The organism is Mycobacterium sp. (genome assembly GCF_035506235.1).
In the GTDB taxonomy this organism is placed as follows: domain Bacteria; phylum Actinomycetota; class Actinomycetes; order Mycobacteriales; family Mycobacteriaceae; genus Mycobacterium.
In genome coordinates this window covers 62110-76903 of record NZ_DATJPU010000032.1, presented here as the reverse complement: position 1 = coordinate 76903, position 14794 = coordinate 62110, and the positions used below count along the sequence as shown (strand labels likewise).

16 protein-coding genes are annotated in these 14794 nt (G+C 67.4%); 5 read left to right on the top strand and 11 right to left on the bottom strand.

Annotated elements, in window-relative coordinates:
* The 7 genes from VMD50_RS03915 to VMD50_RS03885 form a co-directional block, all read right to left on the bottom strand.
* On the bottom strand, positions 1-476 hold a 476-nt coding region (locus tag VMD50_RS03915), incomplete at its 3' end, for an enoyl-CoA hydratase-related protein (protein ID WP_325425040.1).
* Positions 477-560: 84 nt separating this feature from the next.
* A complete protein-coding gene (locus tag VMD50_RS03910) occupies positions 561-1448 on the bottom strand; it encodes an MAP_0585 family protein (RefSeq protein WP_325425038.1) in 888 nt (295 codons plus the stop codon).
* A 50-nt stretch (positions 1449-1498) separates the two neighbouring features.
* Entirely contained in the window at positions 1499-1969 is a 471-nt protein-coding gene (locus VMD50_RS03905) for a lipoprotein LpqH (RefSeq protein WP_325425036.1), read from the bottom strand.
* A 132-nt stretch (positions 1970-2101) separates the two neighbouring features.
* Positions 2102-2749 (bottom strand): S1 family peptidase, encoded by a 648-nt coding sequence (locus VMD50_RS03900; protein WP_325425034.1) that lies wholly within the window; start codon positions 2747-2749, stop codon positions 2102-2104.
* Between the two features lie 118 nt (positions 2750-2867).
* On the bottom strand, positions 2868-3548 hold the full coding sequence (locus tag VMD50_RS03895) for a rhomboid family intramembrane serine protease (RefSeq protein ID WP_325425032.1): 681 nt from the start codon (positions 3546-3548) through the stop codon (positions 2868-2870).
* 67 nt (positions 3549-3615) lie between these two features.
* The gene (locus VMD50_RS03890) at positions 3616-3867 is read right to left on the bottom strand and encodes a hypothetical protein (RefSeq protein WP_325425030.1); all 252 of its coding nucleotides are present in this window, start codon (positions 3865-3867) and stop codon (positions 3616-3618) included.
* A gap of 66 nt (positions 3868-3933) precedes the next feature.
* Positions 3934-4530, bottom strand: a complete 597-nt coding sequence (locus VMD50_RS03885; protein ID WP_325425029.1) for an HdeD family acid-resistance protein — start codon at positions 4528-4530, stop codon at positions 3934-3936.
* Positions 4531-4987: 457 nt separating this feature from the next.
* Between VMD50_RS03885 and VMD50_RS03880 the strand changes: the two genes are divergently transcribed.
* Positions 4988-6175 (top strand): AI-2E family transporter, encoded by a 1188-nt coding sequence (locus tag VMD50_RS03880; protein WP_325425027.1) that lies wholly within the window; start codon positions 4988-4990, stop codon positions 6173-6175.
* 34 nt (positions 6176-6209) lie between these two features.
* Here the strand turns inward: VMD50_RS03880 and dmpG are convergent, their stop codons facing one another.
* The 4 genes from dmpG to VMD50_RS03860 are packed head-to-tail and all read right to left on the bottom strand — an operon-like array spanning position 6210 to position 9676.
* On the bottom strand, positions 6210-7247 hold the full coding sequence (dmpG, locus tag VMD50_RS03875; RefSeq protein ID WP_325425056.1) for a 4-hydroxy-2-oxovalerate aldolase: 1038 nt from the start codon (positions 7245-7247) through the stop codon (positions 6210-6212).
* 14 nt (positions 7248-7261) lie between these two features.
* On the bottom strand, positions 7262-8209 hold the full coding sequence (locus tag VMD50_RS03870; protein ID WP_325425025.1) for an acetaldehyde dehydrogenase (acetylating): 948 nt from the start codon (positions 8207-8209) through the stop codon (positions 7262-7264).
* Positions 8210-8225: 16 nt separating this feature from the next.
* Complete coding sequence (locus VMD50_RS03865; RefSeq protein WP_325425023.1) at positions 8226-9023, bottom strand: 2-keto-4-pentenoate hydratase; 798 nt, start codon at positions 9021-9023, stop codon at positions 8226-8228.
* Positions 9020-9676, bottom strand: a complete 657-nt coding sequence (locus tag VMD50_RS03860; RefSeq protein WP_325425021.1) for a TetR/AcrR family transcriptional regulator — start codon at positions 9674-9676, stop codon at positions 9020-9022. Before VMD50_RS03860 ends, VMD50_RS03865 begins: the two co-directional genes overlap by 4 nt.
* A gap of 87 nt (positions 9677-9763) precedes the next feature.
* On the opposite strand from VMD50_RS03860, the gene VMD50_RS03855 reads away from it, so the two are divergent.
* The 4 genes from VMD50_RS03855 to VMD50_RS03840 all read left to right on the top strand — a co-directional run bounded on the left by VMD50_RS03855 (position 9764) and on the right by VMD50_RS03840 (position 14793).
* Complete coding sequence (locus VMD50_RS03855) at positions 9764-11311, top strand: bifunctional 3-(3-hydroxy-phenyl)propionate/3-hydroxycinnamic acid hydroxylase (RefSeq protein WP_325425019.1); 1548 nt, start codon at positions 9764-9766, stop codon at positions 11309-11311.
* 11 nt (positions 11312-11322) lie between these two features.
* Complete coding sequence (locus VMD50_RS03850) at positions 11323-12168, top strand: alpha/beta fold hydrolase (protein WP_325425017.1); 846 nt, start codon at positions 11323-11325, stop codon at positions 12166-12168.
* Between the two features lie 27 nt (positions 12169-12195).
* Entirely contained in the window at positions 12196-13209 is a 1014-nt protein-coding gene (locus tag VMD50_RS03845) for a VOC family protein (RefSeq protein ID WP_325425015.1), read from the top strand.
* 84 nt (positions 13210-13293) lie between these two features.
* Positions 13294-14793, top strand: a complete 1500-nt coding sequence (locus VMD50_RS03840) for a bifunctional phosphatase PAP2/diacylglycerol kinase family protein (protein ID WP_325425013.1) — start codon at positions 13294-13296, stop codon at positions 14791-14793.
* Position 14794: the final 1 nt, after the last annotated feature.

Here is a 14794-nt window from a genome sequence, read left to right as displayed (position 1 = left end):
TGCGAGGCCCCGATCAGCGCCGGCATCAACGCCGAATGGATCACCGACGGGATGCCGACCGCCACTTCGGGCATCCCGAATTTGGCGCCCGACTCGGCGATCCGTAGATCGCAGGACATCGCGACCTCCAGGCCGCCGCCCAGGCACCAGCCCGCCAGGCGGGCGATCACCGGAACCGGACAATCGCGAATCGCCTCACAGAGGCCGGCGAGTCGGCGGATGAACACCTCTGCGCTGGACCGGTCGAGGGCGACCATCTCGTTGATGTCGGCGCCGCCGATGAACGCCTTCTCGCCGGCTCCGCGCAACACGACGACCCGCACGTCGCCGTCTCGCCCAACGACGCCGAACGCCTTTGTGAGTTCCTCGATCGCGCCGGTGCCGAAGATGTTCAACGGTTTGGAGTTGACCAGCTCGATGGTGAGCGACCGGCCGTCGCGGCCGAGCCTGACAAATCGTCCATCCGTCGTATTCATGCCCTACTTCTACGCCTGCTCCGATGGAAGGCGGAAAACTGCCCCGGGGCCACGCCCGGGGCGGCTTCACAAAGGGCTCACCCGTCAGTAGAGCGGAACCCAGACACCGAAGAACCAGTAACCCCAACCGCCGTAGTACCAGTTGAAGACCGGAAAGACGGTGAACGTGTTGTAGTTGAACGCGCCGAAGTCCCGACGGCCGTAATCGATATCGCGCGGCGGACCTTGCCACGGACGGTTCCACCCACCGGGAGGCGGCGGACCGTCCCACCCGCCCGGAGGCGGCGGCCCCACCCAGCCGGGTGGCGCGTGGTGCGGAGGCGGGCCGTCATTCCAGCCCCACCCGCGCTCCGGCGGCGGGGGTGGCGCGCCCCGGCCGACAATGCTGAATTGCACGTTCTCGCCCCCGGGGCCGCCCACTTGCGCGCTAGCGGTGACCAGGTCGCGGCGCGGAACGTAGGCCGGGTGGGGAGGCTGGGTGCTCGGCGCATTGAGGGCCGCGCGCTCGCCCGGGCGGGACGGCGGGGTGGTTTGTCCGTTCGCCGGCGCGGTGGTTGGTGCGCTCGGCGGCGTGGTCTGCCCGCCGGGCGGCGTGGTCTCCGTCCGCAGCGGCTCTGTGCCCCGTGTCCATGACGGGTGTGTGCTTTGGGTGGCCGGCGGCTGAGTTTGCGTGGCCGGCGGCTGGGTTTGGGTGGCCGGCGGCTGGGTTTGCGTAGCCGGCGGCTGGGTTTGGGTGGCCGGCGGCTGGCTTTGTGTGCTCGGCGCTTGAGTCTGCGGTGGGTTCTGCGGGGCCGGCGCGCCGCCGCCCGGCGCGCCACCGGGGTTGCCGCCGCCACCGCCACCGCCACCGTGGCAGTTCGGGCACGGCGGCGGCGGGTCCAGGGGGGCGGAATTGGCGAACACCGGGTTCAGCGTCATCGCTGAGATGCCCAGGCCCGCGGCGACCGCCGCCGCGCTGACGACACGTTTCATTGAGTTAGCAGACATCGCTTGCGTCCCCTCTTGGGTATCGGTCGCCTGCGCTACGGGCAGGTCACGTCCATCTCGAATGGCTTGGTCACCTGCTGCGGCTGGTTCGGGTTGCTCATATCGGTACCCGTCGCGGTGCCCTTGATCGCGTAGGACTTGCCGTTGACCGCGGCTCCCGCGTTGCTGGCCTGGTTGGGTGCGGCGTCGGAAAAACCCAGCGCGATGCCGTTGACGCTGCCCAGTCCGACCGAATGAACAATGGGCGGATTGTCGGTGCTGAGCACGGCGCCGACTCCGGCCGTCGCGTCACCGATTCCGATCGTCAGGACTCCGTTGGCCGTGTTGCAGGTGACCTGGCCACTGACGTTTTGATTCTGACCGTCGACGGTGACCTGGGGGCCAGCCGCCGCCGGCGCCCCCGAGCTTGATGACGCTCCCGTACTGGACTTGTTGCTCGAGCAGCCGGCACACGCCGCGACCGCCACGGCCACGCCCGCTACGCCGACCACGATCCCACGCTTCACTACCGCTCTCCTTCGTGTCGCTGGTTCGCTTGCTTTTCGTCTACAGGCTCCTACGGACGCACGCTCCCGACGCCGGTCCGGCGGATACCCGTACTTACCATTTGCAAACGCCGGTTTCCGCGCGCTCTGTGGTCAGGGCAGGACGCGCAGGCCCCACCGGTCAAGCAGTGGGTTCACGAGCACGAAGTACGTCGTGTAGTCGTCACCGTCGGGTGACGACATCAACAGGCCGACCGCGCTGACGGTGCCGTCCGGGTTCTCCACGAAACCGGGGCTGCCGCTGTCGCCGTTGAGGCTGTACACGCCGGCCTCCACGACGTCGTTCGCCACGTCCTTGACGGCACCACACGTCTCACCGGTGACCGCACCGATCTTGCAGAACGGCATGCCGACCTGAATCTGCGTCGCACTCAACACATCCCGGACCAGATACTTGCCGCCGACGTGGCCGATGGGCGCCCCGACGCTCGGGTCAAGATGGATGATCGCGGCGTCCCTCGTGTCGCCCTCGTGCTCGCTGGCGGTGATCCTCCCGAGCGGGACGTCGCCCCCGTAGGTCCATGGCGAGCCGTCGTGCTGGTCGCAGTGCCCACTGGTCATGAGGTAATAGCCGCCGTCGCTGCCTTGCGCCGCGAAGCCCGCTGTGCACGAGCTGTTTTGAGCCTCGACCTTCATGCCCGGCGCCACCCCCGGATTGGCCCACACGGGGTTCGCCGCCGCCGTCGCGGCAATGACCACCGCACCTATCAGCCCCGACCCTCGCAACCAACGCACGGTCACGCCGCCTCTCTTCTTGTGTAGGGCAGCATGCTAACAGCACGACCACTTGCGGTCAGGTCGACGTCATCTGCCGCACGCCCATCCCGGGTCGGCGATACGCCTTCCACCACAGCGGATATCAGGTCCGCACCCTGACCTTTCCGGCGGCCATGCAAATCACGCCGACGAGCACGCCGAAGATAAATCCGCCCACATGGGCGAAGAACGCGACACCGCTACCACCCGACTTCGCGGAGAGCAGCGCGTAATTGCCCTCGAAGAACTGCAGCAAGAACCAGCCGCCGAGATAGACCCACGCCGGCACGCTGATCGGGAACCACAGCACGAACGTGAGGACACGCGAGTCGGGAAAGAAGACGAAATACGCGCCCAGCACGGCGGCGATGGCGCCGCTCGCGCCAAGAGTTGGTATTCGCGCGTCAGATGCCGTGCCGAAAAGCAAGGTCATCGCGGTCTGTGTCATCGCCGCTACGAATCCGCCGGCGAAGTAGAACAACAGATAGCCCAGCCGTCCGAGAGCGTTCTCGACGTTTTTGCCGAAGATCGCCAGGAACAGCATGTTGCCGAGAATGTGATCCCAGCCGGCGTGCAAGAACATCGCTGTTATCCAGCTGAGGCCCCACGGTTCTGCTGTGGGGCAGGCGTTTTCGACGCTGCACGGATAGAACGACGCGCGGAGGATCGCCGGCTCGCCGTTCGGCAACTCGTAGAACAAAAAGACCGCGAAGTTCGCGGCGATCAGTAGAACGTTGACAATCGGAAACCGGCGGGCCGGAATGTTATCGCCGAGCGGAATCACGGGACCCGCTTCCTTAGCGACCGGTCACGATGACGGGCCTACCGGTTCGCTGAGCCACAACGGCCGACTAGCATTGCGCGCCTTCCATTATGGTCAGCTCCCAGTCCAGCCACGCTGTCGCATAGCGAATCCGCTTCTTTGCGTCGTCGACGGCCTCGGGCCTGAGCCCCAGCCGATCGCGGATCTGCTCGGCGACATGCCTGGAATGGTCTGACAAACCTTCCGCTCCGCAGGTGCATGACTCCTCTGCGGCGTCGGTATTTCGGACCGCGCGGTGCTCGGCGATGATCTCGCGAAGGGATCCGGTCAGATCGGGCACGGCAAATCTCCATTCAGTAGAGCGACCGAGGGGCGGCAAGCCTTGTGGGGCAACATCATTCAGCGGCTAGTGGGCGGCACCGGCCAGACGCCCAACGGTTTGATCGGCGTGCTCGACCGTCCTGCGTGCCTGGAATGCCCAGATTATTTGGGAGATCCCGATGACGACGAGCCATGCCCCGACGACGATCGCCAGCATGACGATGCTGTCGAACGGCCAGGCGAGCACGATCATGCCGGCTATCACCGTGAGGACGCCCAAGAAGATGTGCCACCCTCGGCTCGGCAGCTCCGGATGGCTTATCGCCAGCGCGGCCTCGGCCACGCCTTGGAAGATGAAGCCCACACCTATCCAGATCGCCAACAACAGCACGGCGTAGCCCCCGCCGAAGTGGCGGAAGGCCAGCACGCCCAGCGCCACCGACAGCGCCCCGCTGATGAACATCAGTACACGGGTGCTGACGGAAACGTCGAGCGTCAACGCGAAAGCGACCTGCGCTATGCCCGACACCACCAGGTACGCGCCGAACAAAACCGCCGCGACGAGGATCGACTTTCCGGGCCAGATCAAGATCACAATCCCCAAGACCAGGGCCATCAGCCCGGACGCGAGCACCGTTTTCCACAGGTCGCGAAATAAGTCCGGCGTCTGCGAGGTGGTCATCTTCAGCTCCTAACAGCTAGTTCTTGGGCCTCGGCGCGAGCCGGTTCCGCTCGTGCTACGGCCCAATCCAGCCTCCTATTGGCGGCGCTGTTGCTCCGACACGAAAAAGCGTGCGCTCCCGCGCAGCGCGGACCTAGAGCACAAAGTCCCCTTATCCGCCGCGGATCAGGGTTTACGCGCGCGTGGCAGTCGAGCACGGACATACCAGGGACCGGTCCGAAGCTTCTATGCCGCAACGGCTTTGGTCGCCGGCTTGGCCGTGCCGGGGGAAGGGTCCAGCCAGACTCGCTGAGTGGATGCCGGCGAGCCGACAGCCATCTGAGTTTGCCGGCTCCGGGCCCCGGATGGCCAGCACACGCCCGCCGGGATCGCGTGTCTTGCGACCGCATGCCAGGCGCGGACGTCACGCTGTAAAGACGCCGGGCAAAAGATGCCGGGCCAGGCTGATGAACGGGGCATGCACGTGGTCGACGACGCTGAGCCACAACACCACCTCGCCGATCGGGGCCACCACCGCCTGGTAGGGCAACCGCACAGCGATGACGAGGGACCGATCGCCGACGCCGAGCGGCGGGCCGCGCAACTGCGTTCCGACGAGCATCGCTTCGGCCGGCGGGGTGAGCGGTTCAACCGGCGTTCTCCGTTTGTTATCGGGTTGACCGCGTCGGCCGGCGTGGCCGTGACTTATGGGGCGGTGCTCGTCCTCGGATCGATGTCGTCCGTGCTGGTGTTGATCGGCGTGGCCATGTTTTTCGCGCTCGGGCTAGAGACCGCCGTGTCGTGGCTCGTCAACCACAAGCTGCCGCGCTGGGCGGCGGTCACCCTCGTGGTGACGGTCGTCTTCGCCCTCATCGTCGGCACGCTGGCCGCGACCATCCCCCCGCTGGTCCAGGAGGCTCGCCAGCTTGTCGAGCAGCTGCCGCATTACGTCCAGCACGCCCAAGACCGCTCGTCCCTCATCGGCAGGATCAACGAGCGCCTCCACCTGCAGCAGCGGATCACCGAACTGGTCAACGGGTCCGGCCGTTTCACGGCCGCAGGGATCGTCCGGACCGGGTCGGAGGTGTTCGGCGTGATGTCCCACGTCGGCGTCGTGGTCATGCTCACCGTCTACTTCCTCGCCGATATGCGCCGCATCCGCACCGGCTTCTACCGGCTGATGCCCAACTCCCGGCGGCCCCGCGCCATCCTGATCGGCGACGAGGTGGTGGCCAAGTTCGGTGCCTATCTCATCGGGAACGTCGTGACGTCGGTCATCGCCGGGTTGGCCACCTTCGTCTGGTGTGCGCTCCTGCATATCCCCTACGCGGTACTGCTCGGTGTCGTGGTGGCAGTCTTGGACCTGTTCCCGTACGGCTCGGCCATCGGCGGATTCATCGTCGCCTTGGTGGCGCTCAGCGTCTCGATCCCCGTCGCCATCGCGACGGTCGCCTTCTACATGGGGTTCCGGTTGGGCGAGGACTATCTTCTGACGCCCAGAATCATCGGCCGGGCGGTGCGCGTGCCGGCCGGCGTCACGGTGGTCGCTGTGCTCCTCGGCGCCGCGTGGTTGGGCGTGGTCGGAGCGCTCGTTGCGATCCCGCTCGCGGCGGCCCTGCAGCTGCTCATGCAGGAACTGCTTTTTCCCGTGCTGGACGAGGCGTGAGCGACACAGAAGCCCTTGCGAGCCAAGGGTTAGGTCACGCGCGCGCCGCCTCGCAGCCCCCCGTGAGGTCAAGGGCGATGTCGACGAGCATGTCCTCCTGCCCGCCGACCATGCCGCGACGGCCGGCCTCGACGAGAAGCGTGCGCGCGTCGACGCCGAACCGTTCGGCCGCCGCCTCCGCGTGGCGCAGGAAGCTGGAGTACACGCCGGCGTAACCGAGCGTGAGCGTCTCGCGATCGACGCGCACCGGGCGCTCCTGCAGCGGGCGGACGAGGTCGTCGGCGGCGTCTTCGAGGGCGTTGAGATCACAACCGTGTTGCCAGCCCATCCGGGTAGCGGCCGCGATGAAGACCTCCAGCGGCGCGTTGCCCGCGCCGGCGCCCATGCCGGCCAAAGATGCGTCGACGCGCCGACACCCGTGCTCGACGGCGACCATCGAGTTGGCCACGCCCAGGGAAAGGTTGTGGTGGGCGTGGATGCCGACTTCGATTTCCGGACAAAGCCTTTGGCGCACGGCGTCGACGCGCTCGGCGACGTCGCGCATGGTCATCGCGCCGCCGGAGTCGACGACGTACACGCAGCCGGCTCCGAAACCTTCCATCAACTTGGCCTGTTCGGCCAGCGCAAGCGGGGTGGTCATGTGGCTCATCATCAAGAAGCCGACGGTGTCCATGCCCATTTCGCGGGCGGCGGCGATGTGGTGCGCGGAGATGTCGGCCTCGGTGCAGTGGGTGGCGACCCGCACCACGGTGGCCCCGGCGCGGTGCGCCGCGGCCAGATCCCGGATGGTGCCGATCCCCGGCAGGACCAGCGTCGCGATCTTCGCGCGGCGGACCACACCGGCGACGGCCTCGATCCACTCCAGGTCGGTGTGGCCGCCGAACCCGTAAACGCAGCTGGAGCCGCCCAGCCCGTCACCGTGGGCGACCTCGATGGAGTCGACTCCGGCGGCGTCCAGCGCCGCGGCGATGTCGGCGGCCTGTCGCAGGGTGTATTGGTGGCGCACCGCGTGCATCCCGTCACGCAAGGTGACGTCGCTGATGTAGAGCTGCTCGGGCTTGGTGAAACTCATCGTCATAGTTCTGGTCACGCTCCTACGTTCGTCATCGAATGCGCGGCAATGCTTTCGGCGGTGGCCAGCGCCGCGGAGGTCATGATGTCGAGGTTGCCGGCATAGTCGGGCAGGTAGTCCGCCGCGCCGGTCACCTGCAGCAGGGTGGTGACCCTGGTGCCGATGAACTTCCCGGTCTCGGGAATGTGCAGCGGGTTGTCGGGGCCGAAGGTCTCGAATTGCACCGGTTGCTTGAGCCGGTACCCCGGCACGTAGCGCTGCACCCGCTCGATCATCGCCGCGATGGACGCCTCGACGGCGGCGTGGTCGCAGTCGCCTTCCACGAGGCAGTACACCGTGTTGCGCATGAGGATCGGGGGGTCGGCCGGGTTGAGGACGATCACCGCCTTGCCCCGCTGCGCCCCGCCGACGACTTGCAGCGCGGTGGCGGTGGTCTCGGTGAACTCGTCGATGTTGGCGCGGGTGCCCGGACCGGCGGACTTCGACGAGATCGACGACACGATCTCGGCGTAGGCCACCGGCGCCACCCTGTTCACCGCGGCCACGATCGGCACTGTCGCCTGCCCGCCGCACGTCACCATGTTCAGGTTCGGCGCATCGATGTGGTCTTCGAGGTTGACGACGGGGACGCAGAACGGGCCGACGGCGGCCGGGGTGAGGTCGAGCACCCGTACACCGGTGGGCCGCAACGCCTCCCAGTGCTTGAGGTGGGCCTCGGCGGAGGTGGCGTCGAACACCAGGCGGATCTGCTCGAACCCCGGCAGGGCCAGCAGACCGTCGACGCCCTGCGATGACGTCGGCACGCCAAGGCTTTTGGCGCGGGCCAGCCCGTCGGACTTCGGGTCGATGCCGATCATCGCCGCCATCGTCAGCGGCCCGCCGCTGCGCAGAATCTTGAGCATCAGGTCGGTGCCGATGTTGCCCGACCCTATGATCGCCACGGGGAATTGTTGACTGGTCATGGGGTTTCCTTCCGGTCTACTCGAAGCTCAGGCCGACCGCGCCGAGGCCGGTGATCGTGGCCGCCGCGCGGTCGCCGGCCCTGACGAACGCGGCTGTGGTGTAGGAGCCGGACATCACGAACTGCCCGGCCTCGATGGCGGTCCCGTAGTCGGCCACGGCGTTGGCCAACCAGGCGACGGCGGCCGCCGGGTCACCCATCACCGCGCTCCCCTGGCCCTTCTCCACTAGCGCGTCGTTCAGGAACAGGGCCCCGGTGGTCTCGGGCAGTGGCGGCACATCCGAGATCGGCACCCACTCCCCCAACACCACGGCGCCGGAGCTCGCGTTGTCGGCGATGGTGTCGGCCAGAGTGATTCGCCAGTCGACGACCCGGCTGTCCACGATCTCCAGCGCGGCGGCGACGGCCTCGGTGGCGGCCATCACGTCGGCGACGGTCACGCCCGGGCCACGCAGCGGGGCCTTCAGCAGGAAGGCCACTTCCGGCTCCACCCGCGGCGCGCAGAACGCGCTGCGCGGCACGGAAGCACCGTCGCGCAGCACCATATTGCCGAGGACGTAGCCGAAGTCCGGCTCGTTGACACCGAGCAGCTTTTGCATCGGCGCGGAGGTCAGCCCGATCTTGTGGCCGCGCAGCGAAGCGCCTGCACTCAGGTAGCGGGCGAGGTTGCGCCGCTGCACCGAATAAGCCTGGGCCACAGTCAGCCCGGGGTAGGTCTCGGTCAGCGGTGGGATGGGGGCGCTGCTCTCCTGTGCGGCGTACAGCCGCCGGGCGGCCTCCTCCAGGAGCACGTCTTGTGCGGACGCCTCGCTCATTTCTCGTCCTCGGAAGCCAGCAGCTCGACCGCCGCCTCGAACACCAGGCGGACGTGCAGTTCGAACAGCTTGACCAGGTCGACCGAGTCGCCGCCGGTCTCCTTGGCGATGAACAGCCCGTCGGCGCCGGCGATAGCATAGGTGGTCAGCAGGCGCACGCCCTCCTCGTCGAGCCCCGGCGCGATATCACGCATGATCGCCTCGAAGCGGTGGAAGGCCCTGTCGCGCACCTCCAGGAACATCTCCCTCGCCCGCGGCTCGACCGGGCGACGCTCCAGCGCCAGCATCAGGCCCAGGCGAAGGAAGTCGGGCGCGTCGAGCAACGCCTTGGCCACCTGGGCCCCGAGTTCGTTGACCCGCTCCTTCTCCAATGGACCGCCCGGCAGGTCCAGCGCCGAGAGCCACCGGGCGAAACTGCGCTCGATGACGGCGGCGATCAGGTCGTCCTTGTCGGCGAAGTGCCAGTAGATGGATGTCGGCGGCAGGCCGCTCTTCTTGCTGACCAGGGAGATCGTGGTGCCTTCGTAGCCGCGTTCGGTGGCGACCTCCGTCGCCGCATCGAGGATCCGCTCGCGCGACTGTTCCCCATTGGTCCGGGTGCGCCGGCGGGCGCGGGATCCGGTGGAGCCGGTGCTGCCGGTGTCTGCGGTCACGATGCCTCCTTTTGGGTGTTGACGGTCACGCTACAAGAGCTTAATGTATGGAGCACTACATTAACAAGTCTTGGCGGAAGGGCCGAAATGACTGACCAAAAAAACTATGACGTGGCGATCGTCGGCTACGGCCCGGTCGGCTGCACCGCGGCGAACCTGCTCGGCCAGCTCGGCCTGAATGTCGTTGTGGTAGAACGTGACCCCAACATCTATGCGCGGGCGCGGGCAATTTCCACGGACGAGGAGGTCGTTCGCATCTGGCAGCAGGTGGGCCTGGCGGACCGGCTCAACGCCGACATGCAGCCCGGGCGCGGGGCGAACTTCGTCGACGCCAACGGGGTGCCGTTCGTGAAACTGCTGCCCACCCCGCGAGGCAACGGTCACCCGCCGCAGCAGTTCATCTACCAGCCCGCGCTGGAGAAGGTGCTGCGCGAAGGCGTCGATCGCTTCCCCAACGTGACCATCCTGCTTGAACACGAGTGCCTGCGGCTGGTCCCGAAGGCTGACTACGTCGAGTTGATGCTCGCCGACCTCACCACCGACGAGTTCCGGCGGGTCCGCGCTTCGTACGTCATCGCCGCTGACGGCGGGTCGAGTGCGGCCCGCGCCCAGCTGGGTGTCGGATTCGGCGGCCGCACCTACGGCGAGCGCTGGATCGTCATCGACACCAAGGTGCTCCAGGAGTGGCCGGGCCACGATCGGCTCCGCTTCCACTGCAACCCCGAGCGGCCCACCGTCGACTGCCCCACCCCGCTGGGACACCACCGCTGGGAGTTCCCGGTGCGCGACGAGGAGGACGAAAACGACCTTCTGCACGAGGAGGCGATCTGGAAGGTGCTGCGCGGCCAGGGGATCACGCCGGAGAACGTGAAAATCCTCGGCTACGCCTGCTACAGCCACCACGTCCGGTTCGCCGACCGGTGGCGGGTGGGCCGGGTCTTCCTGGCGGGCGACGCCGCGCACGCGATGCCGCCGTGGATCGGGCAGGGCATGTGCGCCGGCGTGCGCGACGTGGCCAACCTGTGCTGGAAGCTGGGCGCCGTGCTGAACGGGTCGCTGCCGGAGTCCGTGCTCGACACCTACCAGTCGGAGCGGCTGCCGCACGTCAAGGAAGTCACCAACCGCGCGGTCAAGACCGGCAAAATCATCATCCAGCGCAACAAGTTCCGCGCGGCGGCCCGCAATCACTTCTTCCGCGCGGCGAGCAAGGTGCCGTACTTCCTCACCTGGCTGCGCGACCACCGCTGGATCCCCGACGCGCATTACCAGGAGGGTCTGCTGGCGCGCAACGGAAACGGGGCGGTCGGGTGGCTGATCCCGCAGCCGAGGGTCCTCGACCAGAAGGGCGACTCGGTGCGTCTCGACGACGTGATCGGCAACCGGTGGACCGTGCTGCAGACGGGGCGCGCGTCCGAGCACCCGGACTGGCGGGCCGCGGGTGTGCCCTTCCTGGAGGTCACTCAGGCCGGAAGCACTCCGCGCGCCGACTCCATCGTCGACAGCGAGGGAACCCTGAACGCCTGGCTGACCACGAAGGGCGCCTCGGCGGTGGTCGTGCGGCCCGACGGCTTCGTCTATGCCGGTGCCGCCGATGGCCAACCGCTGCCGCCGCCGCCGGCCGGATTCAAGGTGTAAGGAACGACCGAGTGACTACGAACACGCTCACCGAACGCACCGTACGCGTCAAAGGAAAAGACATCTTCGTCGCCGAAACGGGGACGGGCCCGCCCGTGGTGCTGCTGCACGGCGGCGGGCCGGGCGCCTCGGGCGTGTCGAATTACGCGCGCAACATCGAGTCGATCGCCGAGCACTTCCGGGTCATCATTCCGGACATGCCGGGTTACGGCCGCTCTGCCAAGGGCGTCGACCGGCGAGATCCATTCGGATACCTCGCCGATCACATCCGAGGGATGCTCGACGAGCTCGGCATCGACCGGGCGCACCTGGTCGGCAACTCCTACGGCGGTTCGTGTGCGCTGCGGCTGGCCCTGGACACCCCGCACCGGGTCGACAAGCTCGTGCTGATGGGTCCCGGTGGCATCGGAACAAGCCGCGGACTGCCCAGCGAGGGTCTCAGAAATCTGCTGGCCTACTACGGCGGCGACGGGCCGAACCTGGCGAAGCTGCGCGCGTTCATCCGCACGTATCTGGTGTATGACGGCGACGCCGTGCCGGACTCGCTGATCGAATCCCGCTACCAGGCGTCGATCGACCCGGAGGTCGTCGCCGATCCGCCCCTGCAGCGCCCGGCGGGGCTGCGCGCCCTATGGCGGATGGACCTCACCCGCGACCCCAGGCTCAGCGGCCTGGCGACACCCACCCTGGTCATCTGGGGGCGGGACGACAAGGTCAACAAACCGAGCGGCGCGGCGATGCTGGCCGAGCGGATGCCCAATGCGGATGTCCTCATCACCGCCAACACCGGGCACTGGGTCCAGTGGGAACGGGCCGAACTGTTCAACGCGGTCAGCACCGCTTTCCTCAAACATTAACCACCGCAAGAGAATACAAGGATCAAGATGTCTACCACAGTAAAGCCCTCGGTGTTCGGCAATGTGCACCTCGGTTACGTCGTCGTCGAAACCAACAAGATCAGCGACTGGAAACGCTTCGGCCGCGAGGCGATCGGCATGCACCTCGACGACATGGCGCCCGACACCGTTCGATTCCGCCTCGACGACAACGAATGCCGCGTACTGCTTCGGCGTGGCCCCGCGGAGGACGTTGTGGCGCTGGGTTGGCAGCTCGACGGCCATGCGACGTTCGACGAGATCAGTCGTCGCGTCGCCGACCACGGGGTGCCGGCCGTCGAGGGCACCGACGAAGCGGCGAAGCTGCGCGGTGTCGAGCGATTCCTGCGATTTCCCGGCCCCAAGGGACTCGCCCAGGAGATCTACACCACCGCCCGCACCGCACCGCTGTCATTGGACATACCGGGCAGCGGGTTCCTGACGGGCGCAGGCGGAATGGGCCACGTGGCCCTCACGGCGAAGAAACCGCATCTGGTCCGTGGCTACTTCAACCATGTCTTCGACGCGCGTCTGTCGGACTACATCGACGAGACCATCAGCGGAATGAAGTTCAAGATCCGATTCCTTCGGGTCAACGAACGTCACCATTCCGTGGCGATCGCGTCGGTGAATGTCCTGCCCATCGACCCCATTCGCACCCGAGTCCAACACGTCAACGTCCAGGTCGCCACGCTCGACGACATGGTCAGCTCGTATCAGCGGGTCAAGGAACTGGGGTTCACCATGGCCCTTTCCGTGGGTCAGCACACCAACGACAAGGAGCTGTCCTTCTACGCGCTGACCCCGTCGGGGTTCGAATGGGAGGTCGGGTGGAACCCGATCATCGTCGACGAGGCGACCTGGAAACCGACCACCCACCAGGGAATCAGCATCTGGGGCCACACACGGGAAGGGCAAACCGTCATCGACAAGCTCAATCAGTTCTCGGTCGCGGCGCGCTCGCTCACTCATCGCGAGGACGATGTTAAGGCCCTGAGCGCACCGGGGATCGCCGACGACTAAGTGTCGACAATGACGTGCCGCCCGCGCGCGCGTCGATGACTTTGGACCCTACACAGGGGACTGCGGCCGCCGCGACGATGACGCATGAGCAGATCGCGCGGGCTGCGCGAAATCACCCGGGGCCTCGACACCCTGGACGATGAGGTGTTCACGGCGATCGCTAACACGCGAAACCCGCTGCTGGACAAGGCAATGCCGGCTTTGAGTCGCGCCGCCGACCACTCCAAGCTGTGGCTCGCGATCGCGGCGGCCATGGCGCTGTCCGGCAATCGCTCCGCTCGTCATGCAGCCGGCCGCGGCGTCGCCAGCCTGGCGGTGACAAGTCTGGTCACCAACCAGCTGGCCAAGCGGGTCTGGCGGCGACAGCGGCCCCCGCACCGCCTCGTCCCGATCGTGCGGCGGCTGCGTAAGTACCCGAGGTCGCCTTCGCTGCCGTCCGGTCATGCTGCGAGCGCCGCCGCCTTCGCGGTCGGCGTCGGACTCCAAAGCCCGCTGTTGGGGCTGGGCTTGTCGCTACTCGCCGGCCTGGTCGGCTTGTCGCGCGTCGCGACCGGCGCGCACTATCCCAGCGACGTCCTGGCCGGCTTCGGCATCGGGGCCACCGTCGCGGTCTTGGGCGGCCGCCTCGTGCCGCCCATCGTCGAGCACGACCTGCCGCCCGCCGACCCGCTGTGCATCGATGCGCCGCCCCGGCCAGACGGCGCCGGCCTGGTACTGGTCGTCAACCGGGCGTCGGGCAGCGGGACGGGGCAACGCGTCAGCGGCGAGGTACTAAGGAGGCTGCCGAAAGCCGAAATCATCGAACTGACGGCCACCGATGACATGGCGGAGGTGCTCCGCGCGGCGGCCGAACGTGCCGAGGTGCTCGGGATCGGCGGCGGCGACGGGACCGTGGCGTGCGCCGCCGCGGTCGCGGCGGACCTCGACCGCCCTCTCGCAGTCTTCCCCGCCGGCACCTTCAACCACTTCGCCAAGGACATCGGTTGTGATCGTGAGGCCAAGACCATCCGCGCGATCGCCGAGGGCACCGCTTCGCGCGTCGACCTGGTCTGCTTCAACGGCGAACGGATGGTCATCAACACCGCGAGCATCGGCGCCTACCCGCGATTCGTGCGGACGCGGGAACGGTTCGAGCACAAGGTCGGCAAGCCGATAGCGGCCGCCTACGCGATGTTTCGCACCCTGCGCCGCGAGGCCCCGGTGCGCATCCGCTACGACGGCAAGACGATGCAGACATCGCTGTTCTTCCTGGGCAACTCGACCTACGTGCCGTCCGGGTTCGCGCCCGCGCAGCGCAACCGGATGGACACCGGCCTGCTCGACGTGCGCATCCTCGAGACGGGCCGCCGCTTGAGCAGGCTCCGGATCATGACGGCGCTTATGCTCGGGCGTCTGGAACGCAGCCGCCTGTATCACGAATATCATGTCCCCGAGTTCAGCTTCACCGCTGTCGATGGGCCGACCGCCGTCGCGCTGGACGGCGAGGTGGAGGGCTACCACGACCACGCGAGCTTCAGCGCCCGCTACCGGGTTCTCGAGGTTTTTTGCCCGCGGGCGCAGAGGCACTCGCGCGCGGCCCTGTGAA

Excerpts from the sequence above, each read along its gene's own strand:
- VMD50_RS03910 (WP_325425038.1), bottom strand. The coding sequence starts at position 1,448 with ATGAAACGTGTCGTCAGCGCGGCGGCGGTCGCCGCGGGCCTGGGCATC.
- VMD50_RS03885 (WP_325425029.1), bottom strand. The coding sequence starts at position 4,530 with ATGACCACCTCGCAGACGCCGGACTTATTTCGCGACCTGTGGAAAACG.
- VMD50_RS03880 (WP_325425027.1), top strand. The coding sequence starts at position 4,988 with ATGCACGTGGTCGACGACGCTGAGCCACAACACCACCTCGCCGATCGG.
- dmpG (WP_325425056.1), bottom strand. The coding sequence starts at position 7,247 with ATGAGTTTCACCAAGCCCGAGCAGCTCTACATCAGCGACGTCACCTTG.
- VMD50_RS03870 (WP_325425025.1), bottom strand. The coding sequence starts at position 8,209 with ATGACCAGTCAACAATTCCCCGTGGCGATCATAGGGTCGGGCAACATC.
- VMD50_RS03865 (WP_325425023.1), bottom strand. The coding sequence starts at position 9,023 with ATGAGCGAGGCGTCCGCACAAGACGTGCTCCTGGAGGAGGCCGCCCGG.
- VMD50_RS03855 (WP_325425019.1), top strand. The coding sequence starts at position 9,764 with ATGACTGACCAAAAAAACTATGACGTGGCGATCGTCGGCTACGGCCCG.
- VMD50_RS03845 (WP_325425015.1), top strand. The coding sequence starts at position 12,196 with ATGTCTACCACAGTAAAGCCCTCGGTGTTCGGCAATGTGCACCTCGGT.
- VMD50_RS03840 (WP_325425013.1), top strand. The coding sequence starts at position 13,294 with ATGAGCAGATCGCGCGGGCTGCGCGAAATCACCCGGGGCCTCGACACC.